Source organism: Rhodanobacter denitrificans, assembly GCF_000230695.2.
Taxonomy (GTDB): domain Bacteria; phylum Pseudomonadota; class Gammaproteobacteria; order Xanthomonadales; family Rhodanobacteraceae; genus Rhodanobacter; species Rhodanobacter denitrificans.
Genome location: NC_020541.1, coordinates 2555695 through 2570792 on the forward strand (window position 1 = coordinate 2555695; position 15098 = coordinate 2570792).

Below are 15098 nucleotides of genomic sequence, written 5' to 3' on the forward strand. Positions count from 1 at the left end.
GATGGGCGACGCGCGCCGCTATTTCGCCCTGCCCTCGCCGTTCGCGATGAAGCGCGGCGGCGAACTGCACGGCGCGCACGTGGCCTACGAGACCTGGGGCACGCTGAACGCGGCGCGCGACAACGCCGTACTGGTGTTGACCGGCCTCTCGCCCAGCGCGCACATGACCTCCTGCGAGGAAGACCTCTCGCCGGGTTGGTGGCAGGAGATGGCCGGCCCCGGCAAAGCCATCGACACCACCCGCTGGTTCGTGATCTGCGTGAACTCGCTGGGTAGCGACAAGGGCTCGACCTGCCCCGCCTCGGTCGACCCGGCCACCGGCGAGCCATACCGGCTGAGCTTCCCCGAGCTGGCGCTGGAAGACGTGGCCAATGCCGCGCACGGCGTGGTCGTCAGCCTCGGCATCGCCCGGCTGGCCTGCCTGATCGGCTGCTCGATGGGCGGCATGAGCGCGCTGGCCTACATGCTGCTGCACCCCGGCAGCGTGCGCACGCACATCAGCGTGGATACCGCACCGCAGGCGCAGCCGTTCGCCATCGCGATCCGCTCGCTGCAGCGCGAGGCGATCCGCCTCGACCGGCACTGGAACGAGGGCGTCTACGACGACGACAACTACCCCGACATCGGCATGAGCATCGCGCGCAAGCTCGGCGTGATCACCTACCGTTCCGCCATGGAATGGAACGGCCGCTTCGCGCGAATTCGGCTCGACCCCGAGCAGCGCGAAGACGAGCCGTTCGGCCGCGAGTTCCAGGTGGAGTCCTACCTCGAAGGCCACGCCCGCCGCTTCGTGCGCCACTTCGATCCGAACAGCTACCTGTACCTGTCGCGCGCCAGCGACTGGTTCGACATCGCCGAGTACGGCCACGGCAGCGTGCTGGAAGGTCTCAAGCGCATCCACATCGAGCAGGCGATGGTGATCGGCGTCAGCACCGACATCCTGTTTCCGCTGCAGCAGCAGGAGCAGATCGCCGAAGGCCTCGAAGCGGCCGGCGCCCGGGTGGAATTCGTGGCGCTGGATTCGCCGCAAGGTCACGACGCGTTCCTGGTCGACATCGACAACTACAGCCGCGCCATCGGCGGCTTCCTGAACCGGCTGCCGGCTTCCTGATTCCAGCGCTGCTAAGATCCATCCCGTCACGCATCATCCCGAGATCATCATGCTTACCCTGGACTTCCCCGGCAGCCGCACCCTGATCGACGCGATCGACGCCGCCGTGGTCAAGCCGACCACCCACGAGCTCACCGACAGCCTGCGCCACAGCCTGTGCAAGCTGATCCGCGACAACGCCGTCACCCTGCCCGAGTGCGTGTTCGAGGCCAACCCCGACCACTACGCCCGCCGCGAGTTGTACCGCAGCGAGGAACACGGCTACTGCGTGGTGGCGATGACCTGGGGACCAGGCCAGGGCACGCCGATCCACGACCACGACGGCATGTGGTGCGTCGAGGGCGTGTGGAACGGCGCGCTGGAAATCGTGCAGTACGAGCTGCTGGAGCACGACGCGCAGCGCTACTGCTTCCAGCCGGTCGGCTCGATCCAGGCCGGCGCCGGCTCGGCCGGCAGCCTGATCCCGCCGCACGAATACCACAGCATCCGCAACCCCAGCGACAGCGCGGTCACCGTCAGCCTGCACGTCTATTCCGGCCCGATGACCCGCTGCTCGGTGTTCCAGCCGCTGCCGGAAGACCGCTGGTACGGCCGCGACGTGCGCCAGCTGGGTCTCGACCGCGTGCACTGAACCCGGCATAATCGCCTGCTCGCACATGCCGGTGTGGCGGAATGGTAGACGCGGCGGACTCAAAATCCGCTTGTGGTGACACAGTGGAGGTTCGAGTCCTCTCACCGGTACCAATGACTCAGGCCGCACTTGCGGCCTTTGTTTTGCCTCCGATTCCGGCTGTGCTTCGCAAGTTTTCCCGCCGGAAGCGACGATCATGGGCGGCTGACCAACCTCGGACAGCCGCGCCAAGAAATCCTCGATACCTGCGATGTTGAAACGCGCGTGCCGAACGCGAATGCAGCTTACGGCCGTGAATCGTCCCGCCATTGAGGCTGCGCGTAAACAAGCTGGAATGTATATTCGAGCAAGACAGGGAGCCAGCAAACCACGATGACCACGACTCGGCGGCAGATATTCGAGAATCTGACCTTGGCACGCGGACGGGAGTTGGCCTCGCTGTTCGAGTTGGATGGCTTGTCCAGCCTGAGCAAGGATGCCTTGGTTGAAGCGCTAAGCCGCGAGCGGAGTCTTGAGCCTGAAAAGGTGCTCTGCGCACTCAGCCGGGATGAATTGACATCCATTTGCGAGGCCCTTGGCCTGGATACCTCCGGCCGGGAAAAGCAGTTGTTGATCGACCGCCTGCTGAAGCATGACGCTGGCACTCGTGAACGGGCAGCGATCTATGCCATCAGCCAGGAACCGGCGAGCGGCACAAGCCCCAAGGGCATGAACAAGAAAGCCCTCACCGAGGCGGACATCCGCACCAAATTCATCACCCCCGCACTCGACAAGGACAAGCACGGTTCATGGGACGTCATGACCCAGCTCCTCGAAGAGCACTACTTCACCAAAGGTCGCGTCATCGTGCGGGGGCAGACCGTCCATCGCGGCGAGGCCAAGAAGGCCGACTTCATCCTCTTCTACAAACCAAACATCCCGATCGCTGTCATTGAGGCCAAAGACAACAACCATGCGGTCGGCGACGGCATGCAGCAGGCACTCGACTACGCCGAAACTCTGGACCTTCCCTTTGCCTACAGCTCAAACGGCGACGCCTTCCTCGAGCACGACCGCACGCCTGGTGCGAATCCCGTCGAACGGGAAATACGCCTCGATCAATTCCCGAACCCCGACGAGCTCTGGCAACGATTCAGCGCATCGAAGGGCTACTCCAAGCAGCAAGAAAGCATCACTACCTACGACTATTACGACGACGGCAGTGGCAAGCAGCCGCGCTACTACCAGGTCAATGCCATAAATCGCACGGTCGACGCGATTGCGAGGGGGGAGGATCGCATCCTCCTCGTCATGGCCACCGGCACCGGGAAGACGTATACGGCCTTCCAAATCATCTGGCGTCTTTGGAAATCAGGCGCCAAGAAGCGCATCCTTTTCCTCGTCGATCGAAACATCCTCGCCGACCAGACCAAGACCAACGACTTCAAGCCGTTTGGTCAGGCGATGACCAAGATCACCAATCGCACCGTCGATAAGTCCTACGAGATATACCTCTCCCTCTACCAGGCCGTCACCGGCACCGAGGAAGCGAGCAACATCTACAAGCAGTTCTCCCCGGATTTCTTCGATCTGATCATCGTCGACGAATGCCATCGCGGTAGCGCTGCCGCCGATGCGGCATGGCGTCAAGTGCTCGAGTACTTCGCTTCTGCCACCCAGATCGGCCTGACCGCTACACCGAAGGAGACAAAGGATGTTTCCAATATCGAATACTTCGGCGAGCCCATCTACACGTACTCGCTGCGCCAGGGCATCACGGACGGTTTCCTCGCGCCTTACAAAGTTGTCCGCATCGGTCTCGACAAGGACCTCGACGGCTGGCGGCCGGAAGCGGGCAAGCTCGACAAGTACGGCTTCGAGATCGAGGACCGCGAATACAACGAGCGCGACATGGATCGCAACCTTGTCCTCGACAAGCGCACCGAACTGGTCGCTGCGAAGATCACGGAGTTTCTGAAAGCGACCAACCGCTACGCCAAGACCATCGTGTTCTGCGAAAACATCGATCACGCCGAACGCATGCGGCAGGCATTGGTCAACGCCAATCCCGACTTGGCGGCTGCAAACAGCAAATACGTCATGCGCATTACCGGCGACAACAATGAGGGCAAGGCGCAGCTGGACAACTTCATCGACCCCGAATCCACGTACCCGGTCATCGCCACCACTTCACAGCTCATGTCGACGGGAGTGGACGCGCAGACTTGCCATCTCATCGTTCTCGACAAGCGCATCAACAGCATGACCGAGTTCAAGCAGATCATCGGTCGTGGTACCCGCATCAATGAGGACTACAACAAGCTCTTCTTCACCATCATGGATTTCAAGCGCGCCACCGCGCTCTTCGCCGATCCCGGCTTCGATGGCGATCCCGTGCAGATTTATGAGCCCCGCGAAGGCGACCCCGTCGTCCCACCCGACGAGCCCACCGGGGCTGGCGAGGAGGAGCCTACGGACGGTATCGTCGTCGATCCACCGCCTCCAGTTGGGCCGGGTGGCGATCCGGAACCTCCGAAAAGATATTACGTTGACGATGTGGAGGTCAGCGTCGCCATCGAACGCGTCCAATACCTCGACGCTGATGGCCGACTCATTACCGAGTCGCTCACCGACTACACCCGCAAGACCGTCCACAAGTCCTTTGCCACGCTCGACGACTTCCTCACCCGGTGGAACTCCGCCGACCAGAAGAATGCGCTCATCAAAGAGCTGGCCGCTCAAGGGATTTTTCTCGACGAGCTGGCGGCGCAAGTCGGGGCTGACTACGACGCTTTCGATCTCATCTGCCACGTCGCCTACAATCAGCCGCCGCTCACCCGTCAGGAGCGCGCCGATGGGGTCAAGAAGCGCGATGTCTTCGGCAAATACGGTGACAAGGCGCGCGCCGTCCTCGAAGCGCTACTCAAGAAATATGCCGACAGAGGCATCCAGACCATGGAATCCATGGAGATTCTCAACGTCGACCCTCTTCGGGATTTCGGCACACCTATCGAAATTGTCCAGCTTTTCGGTGGAAAAGCAGCCTACCGCGCTGCGATCCACCATCTCGAAAACGCCCTTTACGCCACTGCAGCCTGAGAAGTCCTGATCCATGCCCAATATCTCCAACCTCGTCAAATCCATCCAGGACATCATGCGCAAGGACGCCGGCACCTACGGCGACGCCCAGCGCATTGAACAAATGGCATGGCTGTTTTTCCTGAAAATCTTTGACGACCGCGAAACCCAATTTGAGCTCTTCGACGACGACTACAAATCACCGCTCAAGAAACATCTGCGTTGGCGCAACTGGGCGGCGGACGAAGAGGGCATCACCGGCGACGCGCTGCTCGACTTCGTCAACCTCACGCTGTTGCCCGCACTCAAGAGCATGACCGCTGGTCAGGACAGCATCGCCGGCCTCATCCGCATGAGCTTCGAAGATGCCAACAACTACATGAAGAACGGCACCTTGCTGCGGCAGGTGGTCAACAAGATCAATGGCATCGACTTCAATACCAGCGAGGACCGTCACCTCTTTGGCGACATCTACGAGAAAATCCTCAAGGACCTGCAGTCCGCCGGCAACGCGGGCGAGTTCTATACGCCCCGCGCCGTCACGCAGTTCATCGTCGAGCAGATCGACCCCCGCCTCGGCGAGACCGTCCTCGATCCCGCCTGCGGCACCGGCGGCTTTCTTACCGCCGCCATTGATCACCTGCGCGACCAGGCCAAGAACGACAAGGACATGGCCATCCTGCAGGCCTGCTTCTCCGGCATCGAGAAAAAGCACCTGCCGCACGTACTGTGCATGACCAACCTGATGTTGCACGGCATCGACGTCCCCTCCAATGTCCGCCACGACAATACCTTGTCGCGCCCGCTTACCGACTGGAAGCCGAAGGAATACGTCGACGTCATCGTCACCAACCCGCCGTTCGGCGGCATGGAGGAGGACGGCATCGAAGCCAACTTCCCCAGTGAGTTCCGCACCCGCGAAACCGCCGATCTCTTTCTCGTCCTCATCATGCGCGTACTGAAGCCCGGCGGCCGGGCGGGGATTGTTCTGCCAGACGGCACCCTCTTCGGGGAGGGCGTCAAGACTCGCATCAAGGAGAAACTCCTCAGCGAGTGCAACCTCCACACCATCGTCCGTCTGCCCAACGGCGTCTTCAATCCGTACACCGGTATCAAGACCAACCTGCTCTTCTTCACCAAGGGCCAGCCCACCACCGAAGTCTGGTACTACGAGCACCCCTATCCGGAGGGTGCCAAGAGCTACAACAAAGGCAAACCCATTCGGATGGCAGAATTCAAGCCGGAGCAAAAATGGTGGGGTAAGCCCGACAAGAACGGTCGCTACTCCAAGCGCAAGGAGACAGAACATGCTTGGCGCGTAAGTATCGAGGACATCCAGAAGCGCAACTACAACCTTGACATCAAGAACCCTAACAACGCCGACACCGGCCCCGGCAAGGTTGAAGACCTCCTGCCAGCATATGAAGCGCTACTCGCACAAATCGCCGAAACGCGTGGTCAGCTGAAACAGGAACTCCACCGCGCACTTACCGACGCCGGATCGGCAAAATGAATCTCGAAACACTTTTTGAAAAGTTCGACCTGTTTACCGGTGCGCCGGGTGCCGTTGGGAGCGTGCGCAAGCTAATTCTTACTTTTGCGACCTCGGGAAAAATCGTGGAGCAAGACCCGGAAGATCGGCCTGCATCCACCATTCTTGAAATTGCAGAGATGCAACGTAAGGCTCTTGAGAAGACCAAGAAGATCGCGAAACAGAAACGGCTTTCGCCAGTCAGCGAAGAGGAAGCACCATCAACGCTACCTCCAAATTGGTGCTGGAGCAGGCTTGGTACCACGGGTGTGATTTCTAATGGAAACAGCATCAATGCCGCCGAGAAGGAAATACACTTTCTGGGTGCTGAGGGCCTGCCCTACATCGCGACTAAGGATGTTGGTTACGGCTTTGAGCAGTTGGCATACGAAAATGGAGTCTACATACCTGAATCAGAGTCAGGCTTTAGGGTCGCTCGTCGAAATTCCGTGTTGATATGCGCAGAAGGTGGAAGCGCCGGCCGGAAGTGTGGAGTTACCGATCGAGACATTTGTTTCGGCAACAAGTTATTTTGCAATGAGCCGCTAGCGGGGATTAGCGAAAAATACTTGCTCTATTGGTACCTTTCACCAACATTTATGGATCTCTTTGATGGAGCGAAAGCTGGCATCATTGGTGGCGTATCAATCGCTAAATTTATTGCGATCCCCATCCCTCTCCCCCCCCTCACTGAGCAGAAGCGGATTGTGGCGAAGGTGGATGAGCTGATGGCCTTGTGTGATCGGCTGGAGGCGCAGCAACACGAATGCGATACGCGGCAGGCCGTGCTCGCCCGCGCCTCCCTTGCCCGCTTTGCCGATACGCAAACCTCGGCCAATCTCAACTTCCTGTTCCACAAGACCTACGCTATCGCCCCATCTGACCTCCGCAAATCGGTCCTCAGCCTCGCCATCCAAGGCAGACTCGTTCCTCAAGATCACCACGATGAGCCCGCAGAGGCGATTCTTCGGCGTATCCAAGCAGACTGCTCGTCTGCGTTGGCCGCTCAGGGCTCCAGAACGAGCAAGGACCATGGGAAGCTTCCGTTCGACCTTCCAAAGGGATGGTCGGCTTCGAGGTTGGGCTCCATCTTAGATTCGAAAAGAGGCATTTCCTATGGCGTAATCAAACTTGGTACTGAGCCTACGCAGGCCGGCGTTTTTATCCTTCGCTGTAGCAACGTCCGCTTTCGAAGAATCGACTTAAGCGGCATTCGCAAAGTGAGTGAACAACTATCGTCAGAATATAGCCGGACGATTCTCCAGGGCGGTGAAGTCTTGATCAACGTGCGCGGCACTCTTGGGGGGTGTGCCGTTGTTCCTCAAGCTCTTAGGGGTTACAACGTCGCTCGGGAAGTGGCCGTAATCCCTGTCCATCCCGAAATCGATGCGACGTATCTCCTCAACGTGATCGCTTCCCCATATTTCCAGGAAAAGGTTGAGGATAACCTCCGAGGCATCGCGTATGCAGGGCTAAATCTTGGGCTATTGCGCGACTTTCTTGTCCCTATCCCACCCCTCGCCGAACAACGCCGCATCGTTGCCAAAGTGGAACAGCTGATGGCCTTGGTGGACGAGCTGGAAGCGCAGCTCGCCGAATCCCGCACCACTGCCAAGAACCTCCTCGAAGCCCTCGTCGCCGAACTCGCTGCCCCGAACGCGTCATCCGCCAAAGTGCTTGCCTAACCCATGAAGCTCCGCCGCCTCTGGATCGCCAGCTTTAAGAACCTTCGCAACTGCGAAATCGCTTTCGAGCAGCCCCATCTGCTCAACGCGGTCATTGGCGGCAACGGCAGCGGCAAGTCCAATCTTGTGGAGGCGATCCTCCACATCCTTCTCGACACCTACCTCAACAAGACGCCACCCTTCGACTTTCACTTCGAATATGAGGCTCAAGGCCGCCACATCAAACTCTCCGCCGCGGACGGTCGCCTGCGATCCATTGTCGATGAGCAGGAAATGCTCATCAGTCACTTCACCCGTCGCCTGCGCGACGGCGAGGCTCAGGTCTTCTACCCGGAGTCCACGTTCGCCTACTACTCGGGTGACTGTGACCGCGTTCGCCGCTTGCTCAAACGCTACAACGTCAGTTTCCGCCGCTTCGTCCAGCAATCCGAACATGACAACCTGCGCCCGCTTTTTGTCCTGTCCACCAACCAGCAGGCCCGCAACATCCTCCTGGCGCTCATCGCCCATCGCCATGTCGAGTTCCTCAATCGCCTCGGAATCTCCGGCGCGCGCAAAATCAAGATCGTCCTTCAGTCACCCGCAGGATTCGATCCCGAAAAAGACGAGCCTGTGCTTTGGGGCACGCTCGGCAAGGTCGGCAAAACCATCGCAGCATTGGCTGAAACGGCGGATGCCGAAGAAAGCCGGAAGGAAGAACTGCCAAAACGTCGGGACAGCGAGATCACCGGCTACGCGTTCTCCGAGACCCGAACCTACACCTTCGAGGAAATCATGAATCCGGAGCAGCGCCTCTGGAAACTGGCCGCCCGTCTTGAGCGCGGACGCGACAATCTCTACCTTGCCCTGGAGCACCTTGCTGTCCGCGGCATCCTTAGAAGTGTCGAATACGAACTGATCGGCGATGGCGACCAGCAGCCTTTCAACTTCGACCAACTCAGCGAGGGCGAGAAACAGCTTATTGCCGTCATCGGCGCCATCCGCCTCACCAACCAACGCGACAACCTCATCTTGCTGGACGAACCCGACACGCACCTGAACCCTCAGTGGTCGTGGGAATATCCCGAAATGCTCGACGAAGCGTTCGACAGCACCCAAAAGGATCGTTCCACCGTCCTCATGGCCACCCACGACCCGGTAGTCATCTCTGGCCTGGTGCGTGAGCAAGTATTTCTCGCCAACGGCAACGGTCACGACCGATCCAACTTCGAACATCCAGTCCGCCATCCCCGTGGCCAGGGCGTCGCCAACCTGCTTTGCAGCAGCGAATTTTTCGGCCTTCCGTCCAGCCTGGACAAAAAAACCCAGGTACTCATGGACGAGCGACTCAAGCTCAGCCTGAAAGAAACCCTCACCGAAGCCGACAAACAACACCTCAAGGACCTGAACCAAAAGCTCGAGATTCTCCAATCCGGTATCAGTGAACGCGACCCGGACTATGTCGAGTTTCTGCGTCAGAAGTATCAGCCGGAAGGAATCGGGAACTAACCATGCGCTTTATCGACATCAAGTTACTCACCAAGGTCATTGAAGCGGACGCCGACGGTGCAAAAATATGCAGTACGTTGCACAGGGCTCATAAGAGCACTGCGGTGAAATACGCAGGCGACCGGCAGGGCTACATTGATCGAAACGGATCCGCGAAATGGCGTCCGCTCAAGGCTCGTTTTACGGCGATTACTGGCAGAAAGTGCTGGTATACCGAGGCAGAGCTCACTGGCGGCGACCTTGTGATTGATCACTACCGCCCGAAGGCTGCTTACTGGTTTCTTGCTTTCGACGAGTATAACTACCGCGTGGCATGTCCATACGCGAATTCGCCGCATCACAACGAGGAATACGGGTGCGCCGGTGGGAAAGGAGATGAGTTTCCGCTGCTCGATCCACGCGCCAAAGCAAAGGGGCGCAATGGCATCAAACTAGAGCGCCCAATGCTTCTTGACCCATGCAATGAGGCTGACTGCAAGCTTGTTGTCTTCCAGACTGACGGCCGCCCCGTTTTACATCCTGATCACCTGAACGATGCGATCGCGAAACGAAGAGTTGAGAAGAGCAAGATTCTCTTGAACCTCGACCATCCAGACTTCAACAGCAAACGGGAGCAACTTCGAAGGGATATTGACAGAGATGTGAGGAGCCATGAGAACTCTGCTGGAGATCCCGCCCACCAGCAGGATCTGCGCACAAAGCTAACCGCACGAATCTCACGAACTGCGCCATTCAGTACCGCCGCACGCCAATACCTCGGCGCTCACAAGCATTTCGAATGGGTGGCTAAGCTTCTGGGTCAAAATATGTGACCCCCAACGCATCCCCTGTTTTGAGTAGCGCATCGATTCGGAGGCCAGCCCCGAGTTGGCGCGCAACTGGTCGGCCAGCTTCCACAGGTCGGCGCCGAATTGGTCGAGGTGGGCGAAGTGATCGGCGGTCATGAATCAGTCTTTCCGGCTTGCGGTGTTGCCGTAGGGCAGCACGGGATGGTCGTCGCTGGTGAGCAGGCGGACGAAGTTGGGATGCAGGAACAGCTTTTCGCGCCCGACCTTGACCTCGACCAGCATGCCCAGATCGGCCAGCTGCTTGAGGTAGACGGAGGCGGTCTGGCGCTTGGCGATGCCGCCGTCCACCAGGTTCTGGATGCGGCAGTACGGCTGCACGAACAGGGCATCGACCAGCTCGCGGCTGTAGATTTTCGGCGCATGCGTGCGCACGAAGTCCGTGGCCTGCGCGTGCAGGGCCTGGATGGCGCGGATCTTGTCGCCGGTCCAGCGCGCGGTCTGGGCGACCGCTTCGAGCATGAAGGCGATCCAGTCCTGCCACGCGCCGTCGCGGGTGACGGCAAGCAGCCGGCGGTAGTAGTCGATGCGATGGCGCAGGATGTGGCGGGACAGGTACAGCACGGGCTGATCCAGCAGTCCCTGCTCCACCAGCAGCAGCAGGTTGAGCACGCGGCCGGTGCGGCCATTGCCGTCGAGGAACGGATGGATGGCCTCGAACTGGTAATGCGCGACGGCCATGCGGATCAGCGGATCGACGTCCGTGGCTTCGTGGATGAAACGCTCCCAGTTGGCGAGCTTGCCGCGCAGCAGCGCCTCGCCCTGGGGCGGGGTATAGACGACTTCGCCGGTGGCGGCATTCTTGAGCGCGGTACCGGGGACGCGGCGGACATCCATGTCGCGGTTCTTCAAGCGGCTGCACACGCGCACGGCGGTGCCGGTGCCGAGCGGGCGCTCGGCCAGCGAATCGAATCCCTCGCGCAGGGCGGCGCGGTAGTTCAGCGCTTCCTTGGTGGCCGGATCGGCGGCCTGCTCGTCCTGGGCGAAGCGGAACAAGGCATCGCTGGTGGTGACGATGTTCTCGATCTCGCTGCTGGCCTGGGCTTCCAGCAACGGGATGGTGTTGATGAGGACGGCCTGGTTGGGGATGGCGGCGCCCACGCTCTTGAGCTCGGCCAGGGCGGCGCGGGCCTCGATGCAGGCCTTGAGCAGGGGCCGCGATTCGATGTCAGCCGCCGGTGGCAGCGCCGGCAGGTCGTCATGGGGCCGCTGTGGATCAAAAGGCATGTCGATGGTTCCCCTGGGTCATCGACACGTTTTGACGACATGTCGAAGGCGTCGACATTAGCCCACAACGCATCGAACAACAAACCATTTATCGACACATTTTGCCTATATGTCGATGGAATGGCCTGTCCAGCTTCAAACCAGGCTCCAGCGCACCCGGAACGGGGGAGACGCTGCGGCTGCGCTGGTTGAGCCGGCGCTCCGGTGCGGCGATCAGGGCATCCCGCTTGGCCTCGATCGCGTCTTCGACGTCAAAGATCTCCCGTCGCTGGCGACATCCGTGGTCTCGATCATCCCTACCCGCTCCATCACGAATCAGTCCGGTTTTTCGTACCTACAGTTCGCGCACCACGCGAAAACCCACGCGGCCGCTGCGCAGGTCGCCGTCGGCGCCCTGGCGGTAGGTCGAATCCACCTGCTCCGGGGAGCTGCCCCACGAGCCGCCGCGCAGCACGTGGGAGCGGCAACCCGGGTTGATCCAGGCGCTGCCGTCGTCCGGTGCGCGGATGTAGTTGTCGTGCCAGCAGTCCAGCGCCCACTCGGAGACGTTGCCGTTGATGTCGTACAGGCCGAACGGGTTGGCGGCGAAGCTCATCACCGGCGCCGGCCCCCAGTAGCCGTCGCGGTAGTTGCGGAAGGCGTGGCTCCAGCGGCGGCCGCTGCGCGAGCGGTCGCCGGAGCCGGTCAGGTTCTCCACCGTGTGCTTCGGCGCATCGTCGCCCCACCAGTAGCGGCTGCGGGTACCGCCGCGCAGCGCGTATTCGAACTCCGCCTCGCTGGGCAGCCGATAAGTCTTGCCGGTACGCTGGCTGAGCCAGTCGGCATACGCCTTGGCATCGTTCCAGGAGACGTTCACCACCGGCAGGTCGTCGTCGGCCTTGCGGCCGGCGTAGTCGTCCTGCCAGCTGGCCGCGCTGTCCTCGCGCAGCGCGCCGCTGCGCTCGTCGTACACGCTGGCGCCGCCCAGCCGGATCGAATCGGGCACGTAGTTGCTGGCGCGCACGAATTCGCGGAACTGCGCCACGGTCACCGCGCTGCGCGCCATCGCGAAGCCCTTGCCGATGGTGACCGTATGCTGCGGCTGCGCGGTAGCGCTGCGGTCGTCGTCGGCGGAGGCGCCCATGCGGAAACTGCCGGTGGGGATCACCACCATCGCCGGCGTCTTGCCCGGCAGGTCGACGTAGCGATCGGTGAACACCTGGCCGGGCTTGAAGCTGGCGTACAGGCGCGCGTTGGTCAGCTGCTCGTCGAACGCCGCCAGCGCCGCCAAGCCCGGGGCGATCGCGCGCACCTGCGCGGCCAGCCTGGTCGCCAGTTCGACGTTGCCGGCGTCCAGTGCCGAGTGCGCCTGCGCCAGCATGCCGTTCGCCCGCTGCTCGCGCATGTCGTCCACGCGTTTGTGCACGTCGATCATCTGCTGCGAACCGGGGCGGATCGCCTGCGCCGCGGCCAGTTCGCGATCGGCCCCGGCAAAATCGTTCTGCGCCACCGCCGCCAGCGCGCGATCGAGCACCGCCCGCTGCACCTGGAAGATGCCCTGCTCGGCCACCGCGTTCTGCGGGTCGAGCTTCTGCACCTCGCGGTACAGCTCCAGCGCGCTGCCGCCGGCAGGCCGATCGGCCTTGCCCTGCTGCAGCAGGCCGGCGGCCTTGGCCAGCATCGGCCGCACCTGCTCCAGGACCTTCAGGCTCGCCTCCAGTTGCGTCACTTCGGTCTCGGCGTTGGGCAGCGTGCGCAGCGCACCGAGCAGATCCTGCGCCGCGTCGGCGTCGCCCACCGCGATGTCCTGGTCGATCTCCGCCACCAGCCGCGCATGCACGTCGAACAGGCCCTGCACCGCGCGGCGGCTGTCCGGCTTGGTCTTCAGCGCCTGCTGGAACAACGCGGCGGCGCTGTCCGCGGCACCGACCAGCCGGCCGGCATGCAGCGCGCGGGTGGCCTGCTCCAGCAAGGCCCGCACCTCCGGCGGGTCCGCACTCAGCTGCTCGGGCAGGTTCGCGTTGTGGCTGCCGCGCGCAGCAATCACCGCCGCCGGCGCCAGCGTCAGCGGCGGCCCGGCATTCAGCTCGCCGATCGCCGACAGCCGCTCCGGCTGCAGGCCGCTGGCCGGCGCCACGGTTCCCATCGACATCGAACGGCGCGGTGCCTGCGCCGGATCGACGTGGAACACCCGCGGGAAGAAGTGATACAGCAGCGCGAACCCCAGCACGAGCACCCCGAGCCCTCCGCCGAGAGCGCGTTGACGGCGCAGGATTGCGTTGTTCGGCATGGATGGGCGTCCTTGATGCGGCCTGTTATCGTGCGCTGTCCACCATAGGCAGAAACCGCCGACAGGGCAATCCGCGCCCGCGCCCTTCCAAGGAGTACCGATGTCACCACCCGAAACCGCTGCCGCCGACTGGATCAACCGCCCCGATGCGCTGCAGGCATGGCTGGCCGCGATACCCGCCGATGCCGCCGTCGGCCTGGATACCGAGTTCATGCGCCGCAACACGTTCTACCCGCAACTGGCGCTGCTGCAGCTGGGCTGGAACGGCCGCCACGCGCTGATCGACCCGCTCGCGTTCGACATCGGCGCGGCGCTGCAGCCGCTGCTTGGCGCGGACGGCGCGATGACCATCATGCACAGCGCGGGCGAAGACCTGGAGACGCTCGCGCCGCTGCTGCCCGAGGGGCCGGGCCGGCTGTTCGACACGCAGATCGCCGCTGCTTTCGCCGGCATGGGCCTGGGGCTGAGCTACCGCGCGCTGGTCGCCGAACTGACCGGGGTGGATCTGGACAAGGGCGAGACCCGTTCGGACTGGCTGCAACGCCCGCTCACCGAGTCGCAGCGCGCCTACGCCACGCTGGACGTGGTGTACCTGAAAACCCTCCACGAACGCCTGGCCGAACGCCTGCAGCGGCGTGACCGCAGCGCCTGGCACGCCGAGGACTGCGCACGCCTGAAGCAACGCGCCAGCCGCCGCGACGGCGACCCGCAGCCACAGCGTGCGCTGCGCGGCGCCGCCGACTGGCCGGTCGCGCAACAGGCCCTGCTGCGCCGACTGCTGTTGTGGCGCGAGCGCAGCGCGCGCCGCCTCGACGTGCCGCGTCCGTGGTTGCTCGACGATGCGCTGGCGCTCAACCTGGCGCAGCAGCCACCGCGCAGCCTCGGCGACCTCGAGCAGCGTGGCCGCGGCCAACGTGCGCTGCGTTCGGCCCAGCGCGGCGAGCTGTTCGAGCTGCTCGCCGCCGCCGTCGGCGACGAGGAAATCGCCGCCACCGCGCGCATCCCCGGTCACCCGCAGGGCGAGGCGAAGAAGGCGCTGGCGGCGATGAAGACGCTGATCGACCACCGCGCCGACGAACTCGACCTGCCGCCCGGCCTGCTGTGCCCGCGCAAGGTGCTGGAGGAATACGTGGTCACCGCCGAATGGCCCGACTTCCTCGACGGCTGGCGCCGCGAGGTGCTGCATGACCGCTTGCCCGGCCTGTTGCCCGGCTGAGCCCGGTACATCAGGTCTTGGCGAACCCCCTCGCACAC

At 62.3% G+C, this 15098-nt stretch carries 10 protein-coding genes and 1 tRNA gene; 9 read left to right on the forward strand and 2 right to left on the reverse strand.

Annotation, left to right across the window (positions count from 1 at the left end):
• Position 1: 1 nt before the first annotated feature.
• From metX to R2APBS1_RS20140, 8 genes are all read left to right on the forward strand, one after another.
• Positions 2-1111, forward strand: coding sequence for a homoserine O-acetyltransferase MetX (gene metX, locus R2APBS1_RS11715; RefSeq protein ID WP_007508995.1), 1110 nt, complete (start codon positions 2-4; stop codon positions 1109-1111).
• A gap of 49 nt (positions 1112-1160) precedes the next feature.
• Complete coding sequence (locus R2APBS1_RS11720; protein WP_007508998.1) at positions 1161-1742, forward strand: cysteine dioxygenase family protein; 582 nt, start codon at positions 1161-1163, stop codon at positions 1740-1742.
• Positions 1743-1769: 27 nt separating this feature from the next.
• Positions 1770-1855 (forward strand) — tRNA-Leu (locus tag R2APBS1_RS11725).
• Positions 1856-2114: 259 nt separating this feature from the next.
• Positions 2115-4820 carry an EcoAI/FtnUII family type I restriction enzme subunit R gene (gene hsdR / locus R2APBS1_RS11730; protein WP_015448076.1) on the forward strand — a complete coding sequence of 902 codons (2706 nt, stop codon included), beginning with the start codon at positions 2115-2117 and terminating at the stop codon, positions 4818-4820.
• Between the two features lie 13 nt (positions 4821-4833).
• Positions 4834-6312, forward strand: a complete 1479-nt coding sequence (locus tag R2APBS1_RS11735; RefSeq protein WP_015448077.1) for a type I restriction-modification system subunit M — start codon at positions 4834-4836, stop codon at positions 6310-6312.
• On the forward strand, positions 6309-8015 hold the full coding sequence (locus tag R2APBS1_RS19700) for a restriction endonuclease subunit S (RefSeq protein WP_015448078.1): 1707 nt from the start codon (positions 6309-6311) through the stop codon (positions 8013-8015). The genes R2APBS1_RS11735 and R2APBS1_RS19700 overlap by 4 nt, the downstream gene beginning before the upstream one ends.
• Before the next feature lie 3 nt (positions 8016-8018).
• The gene (locus R2APBS1_RS11745; protein WP_015448079.1) at positions 8019-9503 is read left to right on the forward strand and encodes an AAA family ATPase; all 1485 of its coding nucleotides are present in this window, start codon (positions 8019-8021) and stop codon (positions 9501-9503) included.
• A gap of 2 nt (positions 9504-9505) precedes the next feature.
• Positions 9506-10315 carry an HNH endonuclease family protein gene (locus R2APBS1_RS20140; protein WP_015448080.1) on the forward strand — a complete coding sequence of 270 codons (810 nt, stop codon included), beginning with the start codon at positions 9506-9508 and terminating at the stop codon, positions 10313-10315.
• A gap of 135 nt (positions 10316-10450) precedes the next feature.
• On the opposite strand, the gene fic is transcribed toward R2APBS1_RS20140, so the two are convergent.
• Positions 10451-11575, reverse strand: coding sequence for a protein adenylyltransferase Fic (gene fic, locus R2APBS1_RS11755; protein ID WP_015448081.1), 1125 nt, complete (start codon positions 11573-11575; stop codon positions 10451-10453).
• A gap of 334 nt (positions 11576-11909) precedes the next feature.
• Positions 11910-13844, reverse strand: coding sequence for a formylglycine-generating enzyme family protein (locus R2APBS1_RS11760; protein ID WP_015448082.1), 1935 nt, complete (start codon positions 13842-13844; stop codon positions 11910-11912).
• 100 nt (positions 13845-13944) lie between these two features.
• On the opposite strand from R2APBS1_RS11760, the gene rnd reads away from it, so the two are divergent.
• The gene (rnd, locus tag R2APBS1_RS11765; protein ID WP_015448083.1) at positions 13945-15060 is read left to right on the forward strand and encodes a ribonuclease D; all 1116 of its coding nucleotides are present in this window, start codon (positions 13945-13947) and stop codon (positions 15058-15060) included.
• The last annotated feature ends 38 nt before the right edge of the window (positions 15061-15098 follow it).